This window comes from Halobacillus sp. KGW1 (genome assembly GCF_001592845.1).
Classification (GTDB): Bacteria; Bacillota; Bacilli; order Bacillales; family Halobacillaceae; genus Halobacillus.
Genome location: NZ_LSOC01000006.1, coordinates 19,713 through 39,223, shown reverse-complemented (window position 1 = coordinate 39,223; position 19,511 = coordinate 19,713). Strand labels below are relative to the sequence as shown.

14 protein-coding genes, 1 riboswitch and 1 other annotated feature are annotated in these 19,511 nt (G+C 48.0%); of the genes, 4 read left to right on the top strand and 10 right to left on the bottom strand.

Going from position 1 to position 19,511, the window contains the following annotated elements:
* Positions 1-32 precede the first annotated feature (32 nt).
* The 9 genes from metH to AXG56_RS18155 form a co-directional block, all read right to left on the bottom strand.
* Positions 33-3,488 carry a methionine synthase gene (metH, locus tag AXG56_RS18195; RefSeq protein ID WP_026578867.1) on the bottom strand — a complete coding sequence of 1,152 codons (3,456 nt, stop codon included), beginning with the start codon at positions 3,486-3,488 and terminating at the stop codon, positions 33-35.
* The gene (locus tag AXG56_RS18190; protein WP_062515779.1) at positions 3,469-5,328 is read right to left on the bottom strand and encodes a bifunctional homocysteine S-methyltransferase/methylenetetrahydrofolate reductase; all 1,860 of its coding nucleotides are present in this window, start codon (positions 5,326-5,328) and stop codon (positions 3,469-3,471) included. Before AXG56_RS18190 ends, metH begins: the two co-directional genes overlap by 20 nt.
* Positions 5,315-6,511 carry a cystathionine beta-lyase gene (gene metC, locus AXG56_RS18185; RefSeq protein ID WP_062515778.1) on the bottom strand — a complete coding sequence of 399 codons (1,197 nt, stop codon included), beginning with the start codon at positions 6,509-6,511 and terminating at the stop codon, positions 5,315-5,317. The genes AXG56_RS18190 and metC overlap by 14 nt, the downstream gene beginning before the upstream one ends.
* Positions 6,508-7,626, bottom strand: a complete 1,119-nt coding sequence (locus tag AXG56_RS18180) for a methionine biosynthesis PLP-dependent protein (RefSeq protein WP_026578868.1) — start codon at positions 7,624-7,626, stop codon at positions 6,508-6,510. The genes metC and AXG56_RS18180 overlap by 4 nt, the downstream gene beginning before the upstream one ends.
* An 84-nt stretch (positions 7,627-7,710) precedes the next feature.
* Positions 7,711-7,821, bottom strand: a riboswitch (SAM riboswitch).
* A gap of 85 nt (positions 7,822-7,906) precedes the next feature.
* The gene (locus tag AXG56_RS18175; RefSeq protein ID WP_062515777.1) at positions 7,907-8,353 is read right to left on the bottom strand and encodes a DUF4385 domain-containing protein; all 447 of its coding nucleotides are present in this window, start codon (positions 8,351-8,353) and stop codon (positions 7,907-7,909) included.
* The gene (glsA, locus tag AXG56_RS18170) at positions 8,343-9,314 is read right to left on the bottom strand and encodes a glutaminase A (RefSeq protein WP_026578870.1); all 972 of its coding nucleotides are present in this window, start codon (positions 9,312-9,314) and stop codon (positions 8,343-8,345) included. Before glsA ends, AXG56_RS18175 begins: the two co-directional genes overlap by 11 nt.
* An 87-nt stretch (positions 9,315-9,401) precedes the next feature.
* On the bottom strand, positions 9,402-10,427 hold the full coding sequence (locus AXG56_RS18165; protein ID WP_008634859.1) for a cytochrome d ubiquinol oxidase subunit II: 1,026 nt from the start codon (positions 10,425-10,427) through the stop codon (positions 9,402-9,404).
* A gap of 18 nt (positions 10,428-10,445) precedes the next feature.
* Positions 10,446-11,780, bottom strand: a complete 1,335-nt coding sequence (locus tag AXG56_RS18160) for a cytochrome ubiquinol oxidase subunit I (RefSeq protein ID WP_062515776.1) — start codon at positions 11,778-11,780, stop codon at positions 10,446-10,448.
* A 68-nt stretch (positions 11,781-11,848) separates the two neighbouring features.
* A complete protein-coding gene (locus AXG56_RS18155) occupies positions 11,849-12,622 on the bottom strand; it encodes a class I SAM-dependent methyltransferase (protein ID WP_062515775.1) in 774 nt (257 codons plus the stop codon).
* 201 nt (positions 12,623-12,823) lie between these two features.
* Positions 12,824-13,048, top strand: a binding site (T-box leader).
* A 107-nt stretch (positions 13,049-13,155) separates the two neighbouring features.
* Between AXG56_RS18155 and ileS the strand changes: the two genes are divergently transcribed.
* The 4 genes from ileS (at position 13,156) to AXG56_RS18135 (ending at position 18,998) form a co-directional block, all read left to right on the top strand.
* Positions 13,156-16,245: an isoleucine--tRNA ligase gene (ileS, locus tag AXG56_RS18150; protein ID WP_062515774.1), complete on the top strand. Its 3,090-nt coding sequence runs from the start codon at positions 13,156-13,158 to the stop codon at positions 16,243-16,245.
* Between the two features lie 107 nt (positions 16,246-16,352).
* A complete protein-coding gene (locus tag AXG56_RS18145) occupies positions 16,353-16,766 on the top strand; it encodes an Rrf2 family transcriptional regulator (protein WP_008637621.1) in 414 nt (137 codons plus the stop codon).
* A 123-nt stretch (positions 16,767-16,889) separates the two neighbouring features.
* On the top strand, positions 16,890-17,597 hold the full coding sequence (locus AXG56_RS18140) for a nitroreductase family protein (RefSeq protein ID WP_008637623.1): 708 nt from the start codon (positions 16,890-16,892) through the stop codon (positions 17,595-17,597).
* A 162-nt stretch (positions 17,598-17,759) separates the two neighbouring features.
* A complete protein-coding gene (locus AXG56_RS18135; protein ID WP_051349007.1) occupies positions 17,760-18,998 on the top strand; it encodes a multidrug effflux MFS transporter in 1,239 nt (412 codons plus the stop codon).
* Between the two features lie 44 nt (positions 18,999-19,042).
* Here AXG56_RS18135 and AXG56_RS18130 read toward each other — a convergent pair whose 3' ends face one another.
* Positions 19,043-19,432, bottom strand: coding sequence for an RDD family protein (locus AXG56_RS18130; protein ID WP_008637633.1), 390 nt, complete (start codon positions 19,430-19,432; stop codon positions 19,043-19,045).
* Positions 19,433-19,511: the final 79 nt, after the last annotated feature.

Genomic DNA, 19,511 nt, shown 5'->3' with positions numbered 1-19,511 from the left:
GCAGCAAAGAAAGCTGCGGGATTTAATTATTTTTAATGGACGTTGAAATAACGCGCTTCCGGATGGGCGAAAACCATTGCCGTAACCGAAGCTTCCGGCTCCATCATGCATTCTTCGGTCAACTCGATTCCGATTTCCTCCGGTTGAATCAGCTTGAATAATTTACGCTGATCCTCCAGTTCCGGACAAGCAGGATAGCCGAAAGAGAAGCGCTGCCCTTGGTATTTAGCCGAGAAGCGTTCCTGCATGGTGAAGTCTGTAGGATCGGGAAATCCCCACTTATCACGCATCAGTTGGTGCACCTGTTCGGCGAGTCCTTCCGCCGTTTCCAGGGCGAGTGCCTGCACGGCATGACTCTCCAAGTATTTCCCTTCATCTTTCAATGCGGCTGCCCGCTTACGAATGCCTTTACCTGCTGTTACAGCGAAAAAGCCGACATAGTCCATTTCCCCGCTCGATACTGGTCTTAAATAGTCAGCCAGACACAGGTATGGTGCTTTCTCCTGGCGGGGGAAGGAGAAGCGTTCAATGATACGTCCTGGATTCTCCGGGTCGTAAATCAGGACATCGTCCCCGTCCGATTGCGCTGGGAAGAATTTATACATGGCGGCGGGCTGGACCCAGGCTTCCGCTTTCGCTTTTGAAAGCAGGCCGTCGACCACGCTCTTTAAGTGGAGGGCTTTCTCATTTTTCTCTTCGATTAGTTTCGAGAACCTTCCTTTTAATCCAAGGTGGTGGCCGATCAGCATCTGCATATTTATATAAGGCTCAATATGTGCTACTGGATGATTCCTTATGATGTGCTTGTTGAAATCATGCGGGTGATAGATTGGAACCGATGAGGAAACCGTCGACTTAGGTTTTGTTGCTACCGCTGTTGCCGTGTTTCCCTGCGCCTGTGCCTCGGCTGCTTTGGATAGGGCAGCGGCCTGTTTCTGCGCATGATCGTCAAGAAACGGAAGTCGTTTTTTCTCATCACTCAACTGGTTGGAAATGGACAATCCGTCCATGGCGTCTTTGGCATACAAGACGGGCCCTTCATACTCCGGTGATATCTTCGTATGGGTGAATTTCCGTGAAAGTGCAGCCCCGCCAACAAGTATAGGAAGAGAAATGTTCTGCTGCTTCAAGTCCTGAGCCGTTAACACCATCTGCTGAGCCGACTTGACCAACAATCCGGATAAACCGATGATCGTCGGCTGTTCCCGCTTGATCTGCTCAATCAGTTCGACTGGAGTGACTTTAATACCCAGGTCGACTACTTCAAACCCATTGTTGCTCAATATGATCTCTACCAAGTTCTTGCCGATGTCGTGCACGTCTCCTTTTACGGTGGCGAGCAGCACTTTTCCTTTCTTGTTGGAGGAGTCCCCCTTCTCCATATGAGGCTCGAGGAAAGCGACAGATGCCTTCATGACTTCTGCACTCTGCAGCACTTCCGCGACGATCAGTTGGTTATCATTAAAGAGGCGGCCTACTTCCGCCATTCCTTCCATCAAAGGCCCGTTAATTACATCCAGAGGCGTTGGATATTCAGCGAGTGCCAATTCCAGGTCTGGAATTAATCCCTCTTTCGTTCCTTCTACGACATAGTGCGCGAGTCGTTCTGCTAATGTCATCGTCGATGTCGGTACTTTATTTTCTTTTTTCTTCCCGCGGTAGAAGGCTGTGAATGCGGCGAGAGTCTGCTCGTTCGTCTGATAGAGAAGCTCATCTGCAAGCTTGATTTCCGCCTCATTGATGGAAGCGAACCTTTCCAGCTTTTCGGTATTCACGATCGCGTAATCCAGTCCTGCTTTTGTACAGTGGTATAAATAAACCGCGTTTAGGACTTCTCTTCCGACAGGAGGCAGACCGAAGGAGACATTACTTACGCCAAGGACGGTCTGACAAAGGGGTAGTTGTTCTTTGATCAGTCGTATGCCTTCTATGGTTGCCTCGGCAGAACCGATGTATTGTTCATCTCCTGTACCGACAGGGAAGACGAGCGGGTCGAAAATGATATCACGCGGATCGATGGCATACTCTTTTACGAGGATGTCGTGCGAACGCTTAGCGATTTCCAGCTTTCTCTCCGCTGTAACAGCCATTCCGACTTCATCGATCGTTCCGACGACGAGAGCTGCACCGTACTGTTTGACAAGTGGGAGTACTTCTTTAAAGCGTTCTTCTCCGTCCTCCAGGTTGATTGAATTAATGATGACTTTCCCTTGGGAATATTTCAGTGCTTTTTCAATAACTTTAACATCGGTGGAGTCGATGACGAGTGGTACCTTTACTTTATTGACGACTTCCTTCATGAAGGCTTCCATATCTGTCACTTCATCGCGGTCCGGATCTGCGAGACAGATGTCGATGACCTGGGCACCTTTCTTAACCTGGGCACGGGCGATCTCGGACGCTTCTTCGAATTTTCCTTCTGCAATCAAACGTTTGAACTTACGGGAGCCGATAACGTTCGTCCGTTCTCCGACCAAGATGGGACGGTCGGCAGGGTCGTCATAAATCATCGGCTCTATTCCAGAGACGGCGTGCGGATGGGAATCCTTTCGTTCTCTCGGTTGATACGGTCGTACGGCATCGGCAATGGCCCGGATATGGTCCGGGGTTGTTCCGCAGCATCCGCCGACAAGGTTCAGCCAGCCTTTTTCGGCGAAACCAGCGACCTTTTGGGCGAGTGATTCAGGCGTTTCGTGATAATTCCCTTCTTCATCGGGAAGCCCTGCATTCGGATAACAGCTTACCGCAGACGTAGCAAGATCAGACAGAGACCGCAGATGATCACGCATGAATTCCGGACCGGTCGCACAATTGAGTCCGACGACGACAGGGTTCATATGCTCAAGGGAGAGATAAAATGCCTCGATGCTCTGCCCGGCAAGGGTGGTTCCCATCGGTTCAATCGTTCCGGAAATCAGAAGAGGAAGCTTCGTATTCGTAGCTTCACTTGCTTTCGTTATACCGACGAATGCGGCTTTGACGTTGAGCATATCCTGAGACGTTTCTAAAAGCAGGAGGTCGACGCCGCCTTTGATAAGTCCTCGCGCCTGCTCCTCATATCCTTTGGCAAGCGCATCGAAAGTAGTGCCTCCCGTGACGGAGAGTGTCTTCGTCGTGGGTCCCATTGCGCCTGCAACAAATCGGGGACTGGTTTCCGATGAGAAGCGGTCGACAGCTTTCCTCGCAATTTTTGCGGCGGCGATATTTATTTCTTCAGCCAGATGCCCCAGATCATACTCATCAAGAACGAGGTCAGTCGCTCCGAAAGTGTTCGTCTCGATGATATCGGCACCAGCCTCCAAGTATTGGGTGTGAATCTTCTCCAACAGATCAGGGTACGTCAAATTCAAGTATTCATTGCAGCCCTCGTAGGCCTCTCCGCCAAAGTCTTCTGCGGATAAATCAGCATCTTGAATCATTGTGCCCATGGCTCCATCAAGAATCAGGATGCGTTTCTCCAGCTGTCGTTCAAACCAAGTGGATGCCATCAGTAACCTTCCTTTCCCGTTGTGCGGTCTTTTCTTTAATGTAATTCGTTAATTCTACAGTCATTTCGTAGCGCAGAAATGGAGTAATTAAATAAATGCCGTTAAACAAATCCATAGCGGTGTCTATTAATGATTTTGCAATGCTGATGCCTTCGGCCTGAGCTTGTGTTTTGTCAGTTCCTGCTTGTTCCATTCTCGCAAGAATTTCAGGAGAAAGCTGAATTCCAGGCACTTCATTATGGAGGAATTCTGCATTCCGTGCGCTTGTTAACGGCATGATACCGATGTAGATGGGAGCTTCAATATGTTTCGTTGCTTCGTAAACCTCTACGATCTGCTCATGATTGAATACAGGCTGGCTGATGAAGTAGTCTGCACCGTATTTCATTTTCTTTTCCATTCTTCCGACTGCCCTGTTCAAGTTCCGTACGTTCGGGTTGAAGGCTGCAGCGACAGAGAAGGAAGTACGTTCTCCAAGAGACTTACCAGAAAAGGAGATCCCTTTGTTGAGCTGCTTGATGTAATGGATTAAGTCGAAGGACGATAAATCATAGACCGATGTTGCACCAGGGAAATCGCCGATTTTCGTTGGATCGCCTGTCACAGCAAGCAACTGCTGAATGCCGAGCGTATGCAGACCCATTAAGTGGGACTGGAGGCCGATCAGGTTCCGGTCCCGGCAGGCGATATGGACGAGCGGATCAACGTCGTACTTGGTTTTGATAATCGATGCCATCGTGTCATTGCTGATCCTCGGTGATGCAAGGGAATTGTCGGCAAGCGTAATGGAGTCAACACCCGCATCCTGAAGCGCTTTTGCTCCTTCAAGGAACTTATCCGTGTTCAGTTTCTTAGGAGGATCGAGCTCGACAATGATGGACCTTCCTCTTTTGGCGCGTTCATGTAAATGCTCCAAGTTCTTTTCCGGTGAGGACAAGGATACACCGTGCCCTTGTTTAACAGGAACTTCCTTCTTTCGAATCGGCTCTTTCCCTTTTACTGCAGCTGCAATCGCCTCGATATGTTCAGGGGTTGTTCCGCAGCACCCTCCGATCAAACGGGCTCCTTGTTGGTAGAGGGACTTTGCGCTTTTCTCAAAGTAATTCGGATCGGTCGCATAGACCAATCTTCCATCCTGGAAAGCAGGGAGACTAGCGTTCGGGTAGGCGGACAGGACGGCCTTATCGGGAAGGGGAACGTCTTCCAAAGATTGAATCATGTGATAAGGACCGAGGCGGCAGTTCACCCCGATAATGTCAGCTCCCTGCTGTTCTAATTGCTGGAGGGCGTTGGATAAGGAGGTGCCTTCTTGGAGAACGCCGGCTTCATGCATGGACACCTGCGCAATAATAGGAAGATCGGTTTCTTTTCGTGCAATCTCCAGCACTGCCTTCAACTCTTCCAAGTCGTAATACGTCTCCAGGAGAAGGCCGTCCACTTCTTCAAACAATAAACAATAAAGCTGTTCGCGGAAGCTGCGTTTGATTTCTTCCAGGCTGACGCTCTGCTTCTGGACACCGCGTATGCCGCCGATCGTTCCGACCACATAGGTTCCTTCATGAGCCGCTTGTTTTGCAAGTCGTACGGCAGCAGTGTTAATCTCTTTTACTTGTTCCTGCAGCCCGTAGCGTGTCAGTTTAATATAGTTTGCTCCATAGGTATTTGTCTGAATAACATCTGCACCGGCATTCACATAGGCGCGGTGAACGTTTAGAACTTCTTCAGAATGGGAGAGGTTCAGTTCTTCGAAGCAGCGATCAATACCATAGGAGTAGAGGAGGGTGCCCATAGCACCATCACCGATCAATGTTTTGTTCTGTAATGCTTCACGTAAGTTCATGGCTCGGCCTCCCATTCGTAGTAAATGCATATGGTTGAATCTGTTTGAGTGCTTGATAGAAATCAGCCAGCAGCTCTTCCGGGTTTTCTAATCCGACGGATAGGCGGAGCAGTCCATCGGTGATGCCGCGCTTTTCCCGTTCTGCTTTCGGCATGGCAGCATGAGACATGCGTGCAGGATAGGAGAGAATTGATTCTACTGCTCCGAGGCTCACCGCAAAGACAGGGATTTGTACCGCTTTGGTGAATTGTCGGACCGCATCTTCATCTCTTAATCGAAAAGAAAGTACCGCTCCCGCACCATCCGCTTGGTAGGAGTGGGTGGAACTGCCCGGATGACAGGAGAACCCTGGATAGTACACTTCTTCAATCAACGGATGCTTCTGCAGCTGCTCTGCAATTAGTTCCGCCGAGCGGGAAGACTGGGTGAGTCGTGTGTGCAGCGTCTTAAGGCCGCGAAGCACGAGCCAACAATCGTGTGCGCCCAAGATCGATCCGAATGAATTCTGCAAAAATCCCAAACGTTCAGCAATTTCAGGGCAGCCGGTAACAGCGAGACCAGCTACGACGTCACTGTGGCCTGCAATAAATTTTGTAGCGCTGTGAAGGACAAGATCGGCACCTAATTCTAACGGCCGCTGGAGGGCCGGTGTCATGAAGGTGTTGTCTACAAACGTCCAACATTCATTGGCTTTTGCGAGCTTCGTTACCGCCTGTATATCAGTGATCTTTAAGGTGGGATTGGATGGTGTCTCAATATAAAGAACCTTCGTGTTCGGTTGGATGGCTCGTGCCACTGCATCCAAGTCTGTCATATCGACAAATGTGTGATCGATCCCAAATCGATCGAGCACGTTGGTGACCATGCGGAACGTACCCCCGTACACATCTTCTGTAATGACGATGTGATCCCCTTGCGATAAAAGCATGAAAGAGGTGGAAATAGCGGCCATGCCGGATGCGAAGGCGAAGCCGTGGGTGCCGCTCTCCAGCCCGGCGATCGTGTCTTCCAAGGCTTTTCGTGTCGGATTGCCGGAACGACTGTAATCATAGTCGCCCGGTTGATCGAAATCCTGCTGGTGGAACGTGGATGCTTGGTTAATTGGAACACTGACGGCACCTGTCTGCGGATCAAATTTATAATCGCTGTGCAGTAGACGGGTTTGAATGGAATGGTCGGTCATTGTACAATCTCCTCCTTCAGTAAGCTGCTCAAGGTCTGTTCCAAATCTTCCAGTAAATCATCGATGTGCTCAATTCCTACAGAGAACCGAAGCAGACGGTTGCATACTCCGTATCCCGTGCGGATTTCTTCCGGTATATCCGCATGCGTTTGTGTAGCCGGATACGTAATAAAGCTTTCAACCCCCCCGAGACTTTCTGCAAAACATATCAAGTTCAGGCTGCGCAGAAACGGGTCGATCCACTGCTCATGCTGCAGACGGAAAGAAATCATTCCGCCTCGCCCCGGATAGAAGACGTCTGTTACCGCAGGGTGCTCTTTTAAATAATCCACAACGGCTTTCGCGTTTGTTTCATGCTGCCTCATTCGCAGCGGAAGGGTCTTCATTCCGCGCATAAGCAGCCACGAATCAAGTGGGGAAAGGACGGCGCCGGATGTATTCTGATGGAACTCCAGCGTTTCGTTGACCTGTTTTCCTTTACTGACAAGAATACCTGCAAGTACGTCGTTGTGACCCGCAAGATATTTGGTTGCGCTGTGGATGACGACATCCGCCCCTTCTTCCAGCGGTTTTTGCAGGACGGGAGTATAGAGCGTGTTATCGACAAGCAAGAGCAGGTCGTGTGCTTTTGCCAGTTTAGATACCTCTCGGATATCTGTTGTATGCATTAGTGGATTTGTCGGTGTTTCAATGTAAATGGCTTTGGTCTGATCGTTGATGTAAGCAGTCAAATTATCCAGCTCTTTGCTGTCACAGTAGTGGAAATTCAGGCCGTAGCGTTCTTTCATATGCTCGAAGAGTCGGTATGTCCCGCCGTATAGATCTTCTGAAACGATAATTTCGTCCCCTTGCTTAAATAGAGAAAGGGCCGTTTGGATGGCAGCCATTCCGGAACTGAAGGCGAACCCGGCTTCGCCGCCTTCGATATCAGCAATGGACTTCTCCAGAGCCTGCCTGGTCGGGTTTCCTGTCCGGGTATAATCGAAGCCTGTGGATTCCCCTAAGCCGGGATGACGGTATGCGGTAGAGAAATAAACAGGGGGATTTATCGCGCCTGTGGGCTCTTCTTTCTGGTTTCCAGTTTGGACGAATTTAGTATCAGTGTGCGGACACATGTGAACATTCCTCATTTCTAGTAATCTTGTATATAAATAAAAAAAGCCTTCTTAGATAAGAAGACTTTGACGTTTCCGCTCTTCTTCTTATCTTCCAAGTTGAATAGACAACTTGCTGGAGTTAGCACCTTTCTGGTTAGACCAGGGGTTGCTGAGGCTTCACAGGGCCAGTCCCTCTGCCTCTCTTGATAAGAGATTCAATTGTATAAATGTAAATGTTGTTGACTACTTTACACTACTCAGAAACTTTTGACAATATACCTTGTAGAAATTTTTACTTTTATCCGTATTTTTCTTGGTGTCTCTTTTTTTGCTTCAGATACTCTTCATCTTCACGCACCAGCTTCCATTTTTCTTCAAAGATGCGTGCCGATTCCGCTTTTTCTTCATCGATCTGCCGTTCGTTCACCTTACCGTCATCGCCGTACTTTTTTCCGCCTTTATAATTGGCGTATCGTCTGGAGCGTGTGTATCCCATCTGGAGGAATTTACGGGCCATATCCATACCTACAATATCTTCTGCTTTCTTATATTCAAGGAATTGCTCATAAATCTTCTCGGAAGATTCCTTAGCAATTTCCGGTGTTTTGAATCGCCAATTCGGCAGGATCTCACTCTTGTAAGGCTCGACAAGGAGGACCCCCTGCTCTCCTTTACCGACCCGGTACTTTCCCGGGTTTTCTTTGAAATTGATATGGTCGAAATCAAGGTCGTAGTCAAACGCCATTATGTTCCTCCTCTGCATCTGTATTTTCCACCCCGAACATATTTAAGCCGAGATCTTTGGACAGTTTTTTGATTAAGGCTCCGCCGGCTGTGCTGTTCCCCTTCTTATCAATGGCAGGCCCGACGACACCGATTCCCATCCGGCCGGGGACGGAACCGATGATGCTGCCGGATACACCGCTTTTGCAGGGGAACCCTGCTTCTACTGCATAGTGGCCGGATGAATTGTACATGCCGGAGGTCATCATGATCGCCTTCACAGTCCGAAGATGGTGGGGTGGGATCAGCCGCTCTCCGCTTGCGGGGTCTTCGCCGCCTTTTGCCAGAAAGAGTCCTACCTTCGCGAAGTCTGTACAGCACATCATGACTGCATTCATTCGGAAGTAAAGGTCGAGTGCTTCTTCTACATCTGTCACGAGTGTCCCGTTGCTTTGCATAAAGTATGCGAGAGATCGGTTTCTTGCTCCGTTGCCTATTTCTGCTTCGTAGACTTCTTCACTCATCTCCAGCTGATCATTACTTGTGATGCGGCGAAGGAAAGTAAGGTATCGGTCGAAGCGGGTTTCCGTATTCTGCCCCTTAATGAGAGAGGCGACCGCAATAGCTCCTGCGTTGATCATTGGATTAAACGGTTTGTGGGTCACATGTGATTCCAGTTGACTGATCGAGTTGAAAAAATCACCCATCGGTTCCATTCCTACGGTTTGGAAGACGCGGTCTTTCCCGAAATCCTGGAGGGCAAGCATGAGGCCGATGATTTTGGAAGTGCTCTGCATAGGAATGTGCTGATTGTCTCCACCGGCGGAATAGGACTCCCCGTGTGTTGTGAGGATGGAAACACTTAAGTGATCTTTGATTGTTTCATCGAAATGAGGAATGGTCATATTGACATTTCCATGGGAAGCGTACGGTTTGCTGTCTTCGATTGCTTCCTCTAAGTATTGATTGGTCAACTTCTTCATAGTTTCACCTCTCTTTGTCTCTATGTACCCCGTACGGTCCTAAGGATAACGATATAAAAAAGAACGGCAGCTTAAGCTGCCGCTCTTCTATTCCTGTTTCAAGTAACGGCGGTCTTTCAGGAACAAGCGCCAGAACAGGATGAAAGCAGGAATCAGAATTCCGAATCCAATACCGTAGACGACAAGCATCTGATAGAAGATGTCCGGATTTGTGAATCCTTCTTCTATAGTCAAATCAGGATAAATCAGATAGGGGAGGTGCGCATTGCCATAGGCATAGATAGCGATGCCGTATTGAATGATGATCGCAAGGACGGCAAGTCGTGATAGTCCACGCTGTCCATTCTTCCGGCGGATGAACAAAAATGTATAGCCGATCAGGAAGAAAAGAACAGATAATCCGAACGTAAACCAGTTCGCCTGGATATTGTCAACGATCCATGCCGCCTCTTCCGGGAAGGTACCGATGGTCAACATGGCCACGGCAATACTGACCGGTCCAAGCCAAATGGCATGCTTCCGGAACGTGTGATACGCCTTCCAATCGTCTGCCTCTTTTGCATAATCCATCAAGAAGACGGCCGAGATGAATAATTCGGTCGTCAACCCGAAAGCGATATGCATATATAAAGTAGGGTGGGACAGAAGCTCTCCATAATGGAGGCGGGGGTAATCATTATCGAAGTCGATGAATCCTCCTAATGTGATAGGGAGGATACTGACGAGCAGCGCAGGAATGATCAAACCTGTGAATCCCGATGTGATACGAAGTGTATTCTTAAATCGATCGGTATGGTGCTGAAAAACCATGAACGTCGTTCGGATGGTCAAGAGCAAAATACCCAGAGCGACCGGGACGAGCAGAATACTTCCTAAGAGCGTCGTTGCAAATGGGAAGAAGGTTACAACGGAGACAACAAAAATGACGAGAAAAACGTTGGTTACTTCCCATGTCGGTGATAAGAACCGGTTGGCAATCTGAGAGGCGCCGGTTTGCCTGCTCTTACTGTAAATCATTCCCCAGAAACCGGCCCCGAAGTCGAGGGAACCCAGCATAGCGTAGACAAATAGTAAACTCCATAAGATAGTAACCGCCAATGTAGATGCTTCCATTACTCATCCCTCTCCTTTCTAAGTGGTTTCTGAAGGTTCCAGATCTTTGGTCACTGGATGCTTCTTGAAATAATAACGAAGGACGAAGCCGGTGACGAACAACAGGGTGATATAGAGCGTAATGAATAAATAGAACAGAAATCCGACACTGCTGGATTTTGTCGCCGCATCCCCGGTCCGGAGTACATCGGTAATGGTCCAAGGTTGTCTTCCTATACAGCTGAAGCACCAACCGCTCTCAATTGCAATCATTGCAAGGGGACCGCTTACGACGAACAAAGCGAGAAGCCAGCTCGGGAACTCCCGCTTGAGAACATGCTTCCAGAAAAGGGCGATCATCGCTACAAATATCAAGACGCTGCCGATTCCCACCATGACATTAAAAAGGATGTGGACGTATAAAGGGGGCCACAATTCTTCCGGCCATTCGTTCAATCCCATGACTTCCGTGTCAAATCGGTCTCCTGCAAGAAAACTTAGACCGCTGGGTATTTCAATGGCATATTTGACCCGCTCTTCAGCTGCCGATGTATATCCACCGATCGAAAGCGGTGCATAGCGGGTCGTTTCAAACAAACCTTCTGCTGCTGCAAGCTTGCGTGGATTATTTTCATATAATACTTGGGCTGTTTCGTGTCCGTTAATCGCTGTGGCGAGAGAAGTAAGAGCACCGAAGTAGATGGCGATCATCAGCGCTTTCTTATGGTATTTTCGTTCTTTTAATGAAATGTTTTTCCTCATGAGACGCAAAGCGGCAATGGAAGCTACTAAGAAAGCTACGGTCATATAAGCGGATAGGGTCGTGTGAATCGCGGTCACTCCGAAACTCGGATTGAAGAAGGCCGCCCATGTGTCCACATCCGTCACTTCGCCGTCCGGTGTAATACGGAAGCCGGCTGGAGTGTTCATCCACGCATGCACGTCTGTGATGAGAATCGCTGAAGCGGTCGCTCCAAGAGCTACGAATATAATACTGGTAAGTCTTAAGGAAGGCGGGAGTCTGTCCGCTGCATACAAATAGATCGACATGAATACTGCTTCAATAAGAAACGCAAAGATTTCCATTTGGAACGGCAAGGCAATTACCTGCCCGACAATCTCCATGAAATCAGGGAACAGCAAAGAAATCATGACACCGACAATTGTCCCGGAGGCGATGGAAACAGCGAGAAGAATCGCGAATCCTTTTGTCCACCTGCGTGCCATCAATGCGTAGTCAGAATCTTTCTTTATAAAGTAAAGCACTTCTGCGATGATGATCATGACTGGCAGCCCGACCCCGATCGTCGCATAGATGATGTGAAACCCAAGCGACGTTCCGAACAAGGCTCTGGCCATTACAACGACATCCATTCCAATCCCACCTCACTAGTCATCAATACTCCGCTTATTTTTCCTAGGAGGAGGAAGTTTATACACTGTCAGGAACTTTTTGCTCCGACAACCATCCATTCGTCAATGGAGAAAGAATCGACATGACCTTCCGATGTTTGGATGGAGAAGTACTGCTTAGTAGAGGCGGGGGCCGTCATCATATAAGCTTCTACCTGATTCTGAATGGAACGATCCGAACATGTCCGTTCCACCCAGTCACGGAAAGGAAGGGTTTTTTGTTTAAGGCTTTCTTTCTTAATGAGGAAGCCCTCATGAAGGAGCCATTGCTTCCACTCGGATATTTTCCAGGCCCGGACGTGGCTGTCATCTCTCCATTGTTCAAACGTATTATAGAAACGGTCAAGCTCTTCCTTATCCGGAGCCGTGTTATCGATCATCAGAAACGTACCGCCCGGCTTCAATACCCGATAACACTCTTTAATATAAGACAGCGGTTCAGGGAAGTGGTGGGCGGCAATCCTGCATGTGACGGCATCAAAGCTTTCATCGAGGAAAGGGAGCTGTTCGGCATCTGCGACGATATACTCAATATTTTCCAGGTGCTGCAAGTGAGAAGCTGTGTTCTCGAGCATCGCCTTCGTAAGGTCGGTGGCATAGACGGTCTGGACGTATGGAGACAAGGTCCTTGCTACATGGCCGCCTCCGGTTGCAATATCTAGCACTTTCCACGAACGAAGGGGAGAGAGTTGATGAATTAACTCCTGTAAGTCACCAGCATTATTATGGGTCTTGCTTTGTACATACGATTCTCTACTACGCGTGAAGTTTCTTTTTACCCGGTCTTTTCTGTCCTCTGTCATCTTCATTCCTTCTTTCTTTATTCATTGGATTACATTTATTGTATAAGAATAAAACAGAGGCTGGTAATACCGTTTTATTATGGAGGGGAATAAGAAATGCTTATTCTGCCGCAGGTATAGGATCGGGAAAAGTGGGCGATGATGGGAGGAACAACCTTTTGACATCCGAAAGATTCCCATGTACTATATGGAGAAGATACGTATAATTCGTTGACGAGAAGAGTAGGCGTGATATGCTGCCTTTAGAGAGTCGCTGGCTGGTGGGAAGCGATGGCAGGTTCAGCTGAAGATCATCTCCGAGAAGTACTGCTGAAATGTTCAGAGTAAGCAGGACCGGCAGACGACCGTTACCCGTTGTGATTACCGAGTGCCGCAAGAATACTTGCGGAATATGGGTGGTACCGCGGATTCCAATCCGTCCCTGTTTTTCTAGTAGAAGCAGGGGCGGATTTTTTAATGCTTTCTTATATTGGTCATACGCTTCTGGTTAGGGATTGTCATGTTAAATAAAAAAAGGGTAAGAGGTGGAAGGAATGCGTAGTGTTAATACGAAAGAAGCGGCTCTCGACCGTGAGAATCGCGTCAAAGATTATTGGAACAGGGAAGATGTCTTCCGTCGCTCTATGAGTGAACGGGAAGGAAACGAGACGTTTGTCTTTTATGAAGGACCTCCGACAGCGAATGGTCTTCCGCACGCCGGACACGTCCTCGGCCGTGTCATCAAAGACTTCATCGGCCGTTATAAAACGATGCAGGGCTATCAGGTCCTTCGTAAAGGCGGGTGGGATACCCACGGTCTCCCGGTAGAACTCGAAGTCGAGAAACAACTGGGTATTTCCGGAAAGCAGCAGATCGAAGAATACGGGGTAGAGAAATTCATTGAAGAGTGTAAGAAGAGTGTCTTCAACTATGAAAAGCAATGGCGTGAATTCACAGAATCAATTGGATACTGGCTTGATATGGATGATCCATATGTTACCTTGCAAAACCGTTATATCGAGAGCGTATGGAACATCCTGAGTGATCTTCATAAACGGGACCTTTTGACGAAGGGTCACCGTGTAACGCCGTACTGCCCTAGCTGCCAGACGACATTGAGCTCTCATGAAGTAGCACAAGGATATGAAGACGTCAAAGACCTTTCGGCCACGGCGAAATTCAAAGTCAAAGGGTCCGAGAATGAGTTCTTCCTTGGTTGGACGACGACTCCGTGGACGCTTCCTGCCAACGTGACGCTTGCCGTCCATCCGGATTTGGACTATATCAAAGCGGAACAAAACGGGGAAGTATATATCGTTGCCGAAGCATTAGCTGAGAAAAACCTTGGGGAAGAATATAACGTTCTTTCCAAACATAAAGGAAGCGAATTCGCTGGGACGGAATATCATGCACCATTTCCGTTTGTGAAGCCGGAACGAGGACACTTCGTAGTGGAAGCGGGCTTCGTTAACGCGGAAAGCGGTACGGGTGTCGTTCACATCGCTCCTGCCTACGGAGAAGATGACTACAACTTAGTGAAAGAACACAACTTGTCCTTCTTCAACGTTGTTGATGGTCAAGGACGTTATACGGAGGATGTACCTCCATTTGAAGGTCGTTTCGTTAAAGACTGCGATGTTGATATCGTCAAATACCTGGCCAATGAAGGTCTTCTTTTCCATAAAGAGAAATATGAGCACAGCTATCCGCACTGCTGGCGCTGCGACTCTCCGTTGCTTTACTATGCAATCGAGAGCTGGTTTATTAAAACGACAGAAATGAAGGATAAATTCCTGGAGAATAACCAGCAGGTCGAATGGCATCCAGAGCATATCAAGGATGGTCGTTTCGGTAACTTCCTTGAGAATATGGTGGATTGGAACATCGGCCGTAACCGTTTCTGGGGAACACCGCTTCCAATCTGGATCTGTGATTCCTGCGATCACCAATATGCTCCGAACAGCCAGGCAGATCTTCAAGAAAAAGCAATTGGTGATATCGGGGATGTAGAGCTTCACAAACCGTACGTGGACCGCGTTCAATTGACATGTGAGAAGTGTAACGGGACGATGAACCGTGTGCCGGAAGTCATTGATGTTTGGTTTGACAGTGGCTCTATGCCGTTTGCGCAACAGCACTATCCGTTCGAGAACAAAGATCAATTTGAGAAGCAGTTCCCTGCTGATGTCATCTGTGAGGGAATTGACCAGACACGCGGCTGGTTCTACAGTCTGCTCGCTGTATCCACTCTGTTCACAGGTAAAGCGCCGTACAAACGCGTCCTCTCCACTGGTCACATCCTGGATGAGGAAGGCCGTAAGATGTCGAAAAGTAAAGGGAACGCCCTTCACCCGATGGATATTGTCAATAAGTTCGGAGCGGATGCTTTCCGTTGGGCGCTGCTTGCTGATAGTGCACCTTGGAACAACAAGCGCTTCTCGGAACGTGTCGTCATTGAGGCGAAATCGAAAGTTATCGATACACTTGTCAATACACACGCATTCTACACGTTGTATGCGAACATCGACGGCTACGAATATAACGAAAAGGAAACAGGAGAGAAAACCCTTCTTGACCGCTGGGTGCTTTCCCGCCTGAACAGTGTGACGGTTGTCGTCAATGAAGCTTTGGATGCTTATGACTTTACAAAAGCAGCGAAAGCGCTGGAGAAGTACATTGATGAGGTCAGTAACTGGTATATCCGTCGTTCCCGTGATCGCTTCTGGGAAGAGGGAATGACAGAGTCCAAAAAGGCCGCTTACCATACGCTTCACGAAGTATTGGTACAGCTAAGCCAATTGATGGCACCATATACACCATTCCTGGCTGATGATATTTATCATAACTTGACGGGTGGAAGCGTCCACCTCGCTTTCTTCCCGAAAGTGGATGAATCCGTTATGAATACACAGCTGGAAGAGGACATGGATGCTGTATTGCAGGTAGTTGAGCTTGCACGTGGAGTCCGTAACACAGAAGCTATTAAGACGAAGCAGCCTTTGTCTGAGCTAGCGGTCATTCCGGTTAATCCAGAGAAAGGAAAAGCTTTGGAAGAATACAGCTCCATCATCCGTGATGAAATCAATGTGAAGGATGTGGTAGTGAAGCAATCTTCTGAAGATCTGGTCCGTTATGACGTGAAGCTGAACTTCCGTGCTGCCGGTCCGGTGCTTGGAAAGAATGTCGGTCTTGTCAAAGGCTTCCTCGAGAAAATGTCCGAGGAGGAAGCAGCTCAAGTAGTACGGGAAGAGAAAGTCCTCGTTCCTACGGCGGATGGCGATGTGGAAGTGACGATGGATCTACTGAACGTAGAACGTGTCGCAGACGCAGGGCTGTCTATGGGGTCGAACCAAGACTTCCATGTGGTTCTTGATACAACGATCACGGATGAACTTCGTCTGGAAGGTCTTGCTCGTGAAGTCATCCGTGCCATTCAGGATGAGCGGAAAAAGCAGGATCTCCCGATTGACCTTCGTGTCAATATCGCGTTGAGCGGGGATGCGGATGTTCAACAAGCCATCAAACAGAACGAATCGTTAATTCGTGAGAACGTACTTGTCAATGAATTGAACATGAAAGAACAAGAAGGTATGAAAGAGTACACCGTAGGAGAGAACCAGCTTAAACTCTCTATTCAGCAATAAAGAAAAAGCCCGGGGCCGTCCCCGGGCTTTTTCCAATTATACCGGCGGTTTTTTTGACTTTTGTGCATAGCTGTTTCAAAATAAGGGGTAGGTAAAGAGGTGAGACAATGGCGGAGAAAGTATCAAGTATTAAGTGGTTCGGGATGGCTTTGAAAGCACTGATTGTCCTTGCAAGTAACGAAGGGTTGTGCCCAAGCGGTAAGCTTGCTGAGAAGCTGGAATCCAAGTCCGTTTTTCTTAGAAAAATATTGACCCATTTAGTAAAAGCCGAATTGATTCAGGCGAAAGAGGGACGAGATGGTGGTTATTCCCTAGTGAAGCGTCCAGAAGAGATTAAACTATCGGAAATCTATGAAGCGGTGAAGGCGGAAACGATTCCGAAAGATCTATTTGAAACGGACAGCAAAGATTGCTTCGTTCCGGAAACGCAGCTGACATTATCTGAACTAAGGGATGATATGGAAGACTGGATTCTGAATGGTTTGAGCGATCGAACGCTGGCGGACTATATAAAGCGGTAAAAAACGAGGCGGATAAGCCCTCGTTTTTTTTATACTTTAACAAGCAACTGTAATTGACAAAAGAACAGTTAAAAGATTATACTGTTCTTGTATTAAATACAGTTAATGAAGGAGATATATACAATGTCTGAAAAAACAATGAGTAAAGAAGATTACCTAAATAAAGCAAAGGATATGGGTCCGTCCAATGCAGCGCCGAAAGAACTGCCGGATACGGACTTCCTGACGGTGGCAAAAGAGCGCCGTTCCGTCCGCCACTATGATGCGGATTACAAAATAGACCGTGAAGAAATAAAGGAAATTTTGGAGACTGCTTCTCTTGCTCCTTCATCCAGTAACCTGCAGCCATGGCGCTTTCTGATTATTGAAGACCAGAAGGAGAAGGAACGTCTGCTTCCTATCGCTAATAATCAGCAGCAAATTGTAGACGCTTCTGTCGTAATCGCTGTGTTGAGCGATCGTAACGCCTATGAGAATGCTGGTCGTATCTATAATCAAATTGCAGAAAAAGGAAACATGCCGGAAGATGTGAAAGAGATGTACGTAAACAGCATCTATGACACGTACGGAAACTTTCCGCAGGAGCGCTTGACGAAGATTGCCAATATCGATGGCGGAATTATTTCCAACCAGCTTATGCTGGCTGCGAAAGCCAAAGGTTATGATACCGTTCCGATGGGAGGATACGATGTAGATCAATTCATGGAAGCTTTCCATGTGCCGGAAAACTTTGAATCTATCATGTTGATTTCTCTTGGTAAAGGAACAAAAGCAGGATTTGAGAAAACACGCCTGCCGATGGAAGACATTATGGAATGGAACCGTTATTAATCCTTGAGTAAAAAAGAAAACCGGATGCCCTCATGTGAATAGGGGGGCATCCGGTTTTTGTATATGCCGGCAAATAAGGAGAGGGAAAGCAGGATATGCTTGACTCTCCAGTGGATGGAGACATTATGATGGAAAACATTATGTGAAAGAAGGTGTTGTACCATGGCACATGCAGAAGTGCGTGACCATCCTATTTTCTCTCGGTCTTATTTGTACGTATATATTGTTATTCTAGGTTCTTTGAGTGCATTCGGACCACTAACGATCGATATGTACCTGCCGGCCCTGCCGACACTTGCTGATGATCTCGGCACGAGCGCGTCCATTGCTCAGCTGAGCCTGACTGCCTGTTTGATCGGTCTTGCTCTCGGTCAGTTGTTTGTCGGACCATTCTCTGATGCTAAGGGGCGGAAAGGCCCTCTCGTTTCGGCTCTGGTGATCTATACCAGTTCATCGCTGCTGTGTATGTTCGCTGGATCTGTCTGGGTGTTTATCGCCCTGCGTTTTGTCCAAGGTCTCTCCGGTGCAGCAGGTATGGTTATTTCCCGCGCCAGCGTGCGTGATTTGTTCTCCGGTCCGGAATTGACGAAGTTCTTTTCCCTGCTAATGCTTGTCAACGGTCTTGCGCCGATACTGGCTCCTGTTGCAGGGGGACAGTTACTCACAGTCATGTCCTGGCGAGGAGTCTTTGGCGTTCTGGCGGTTCTCGGTGCACTCATGTTTCTGGCGGTTCTCTTTGGACTTAAGGAAACACTGCCGGATACCAATAAAAAATCAGGTGGATGGAAAGAGGCGGTCTCAACATTCGGACTCCTGTTGAGAGATCGTATATTTACCGGCTATATGCTTACGCAAGGGTTCGTAATGGGATCGATGTTTGCTTATATTTCAGGATCCACGTTCGTCCTTCAGGATATATACGGTCTCTCCCCGCAAATGTTCAGTCTGGTATTTGCGATTAATGGATTTGGTCTGATCATCGCCACACAAGTCACAGGTCGACTTGCCGGTAAGATAAAGGAGAGCAGTCTGCTGCGATATGGTCTGGTGCAGGCGGTAGCCGGTGGGTTAGCATTGTTCCTTGCAATCTTTCTGTCCTTGTCCGTAATTTTTTTGTGTGTTGCTTTGTTCCTGGCTGTTTCAAGCGTAGGTATTATCAATACGACGGTCTTTTCCCTTGCTATGGAAACACAGGGGGAGCAGGCTGGCAGTGCATCCGCTCTGCTGGGGCTGCTGCCTTTCTTGATTGGAGCCGTAGTTTCCCCGCTTGTTGGGCTTGGGGACGGAACATCAGGCATGCCCATGGCTCTGGTAATCATCATTTGTGAACTGATTGCCGCTGCTGCTTTCCTGATTTTCGTTCTTCCGGCTGAGAGTAGTAAAGAGAGAACATTGGAATAAAGAAAACAACAATCCCCTGAACAACTGTTCAGGGGATTGTTTACTTATTTCCTGCGTACAACAGTGCCGGCATAACGATCATGAGGGAAAATGGCGCCGCCATCCGCTTCAAAGGATTCTTTGGATTTAATATAATCTATGGTGCTGATGGTATCTCTATAGCCGATCCTTTTTGCAATTACAGCCGATGTTAGTGGAAGCCCGTCTGCATGTTCGAGTTTGAGTCCTGTCTTCTTGTAGCCGATCGTTTGGCCGGAGCGGCGTAGTTGGATGTACTCCAGCCCCCACATCATGAGGGTGGGAGTGACGATGGTATGGAATGCTTCGTTTTTTACCTTTTTACGTAGGAAATATTCCGCAGTGAGTGCTGCAGCAGTCGATATGGCAGTATCAATGAGGAATGCCTGCAGTCTTTTTTTTGTTAACGTCTCCATCAGGGGGGCACCTCTTCCATTTATTCGTTCTACGTTCGATTATAAACGAATGTCGAACGAAATGCCTCTATTATATAAG

Excerpts from the sequence above, each read along its gene's own strand:
- metH (WP_026578867.1), bottom strand. The coding sequence starts at position 3,488 with ATGGCATCCACTTGGTTTGAACGACAGCTGGAGAAACGCATCCTGATT.
- AXG56_RS18190 (WP_062515779.1), bottom strand. The coding sequence starts at position 5,328 with ATGAACTTACGTGAAGCATTACAGAACAAAACATTGATCGGTGATGGT.
- metC (WP_062515778.1), bottom strand. The coding sequence starts at position 6,511 with ATGACCGACCATTCCATTCAAACCCGTCTACTGCACAGCGATTATAAA.
- AXG56_RS18180 (WP_026578868.1), bottom strand. The coding sequence starts at position 7,626 with ATGTGTCCGCACACTGATACTAAATTCGTCCAAACTGGAAACCAGAAA.
- AXG56_RS18175 (WP_062515777.1), bottom strand. The coding sequence starts at position 8,353 with ATGGCGTTTGACTACGACCTTGATTTCGACCATATCAATTTCAAAGAA.
- glsA (WP_026578870.1), bottom strand. The coding sequence starts at position 9,314 with ATGAAGAAGTTGACCAATCAATACTTAGAGGAAGCAATCGAAGACAGC.
- AXG56_RS18165 (WP_008634859.1), bottom strand. The coding sequence starts at position 10,427 with ATGGAAGCATCTACATTGGCGGTTACTATCTTATGGAGTTTACTATTT.
- AXG56_RS18160 (WP_062515776.1), bottom strand. The coding sequence starts at position 11,780 with ATGGATGTCGTTGTAATGGCCAGAGCCTTGTTCGGAACGTCGCTTGGG.
- AXG56_RS18155 (WP_062515775.1), bottom strand. The coding sequence starts at position 12,622 with ATGACAGAGGACAGAAAAGACCGGGTAAAAAGAAACTTCACGCGTAGT.
- ileS (WP_062515774.1), top strand. The coding sequence starts at position 13,156 with ATGCGTAGTGTTAATACGAAAGAAGCGGCTCTCGACCGTGAGAATCGC.
- AXG56_RS18145 (WP_008637621.1), top strand. The coding sequence starts at position 16,353 with ATGGCGGAGAAAGTATCAAGTATTAAGTGGTTCGGGATGGCTTTGAAA.
- AXG56_RS18140 (WP_008637623.1), top strand. The coding sequence starts at position 16,890 with ATGTCTGAAAAAACAATGAGTAAAGAAGATTACCTAAATAAAGCAAAG.
- AXG56_RS18135 (WP_051349007.1), top strand. The coding sequence starts at position 17,760 with ATGGCACATGCAGAAGTGCGTGACCATCCTATTTTCTCTCGGTCTTAT.
- AXG56_RS18130 (WP_008637633.1), bottom strand. The coding sequence starts at position 19,432 with ATGGAGACGTTAACAAAAAAAAGACTGCAGGCATTCCTCATTGATACT.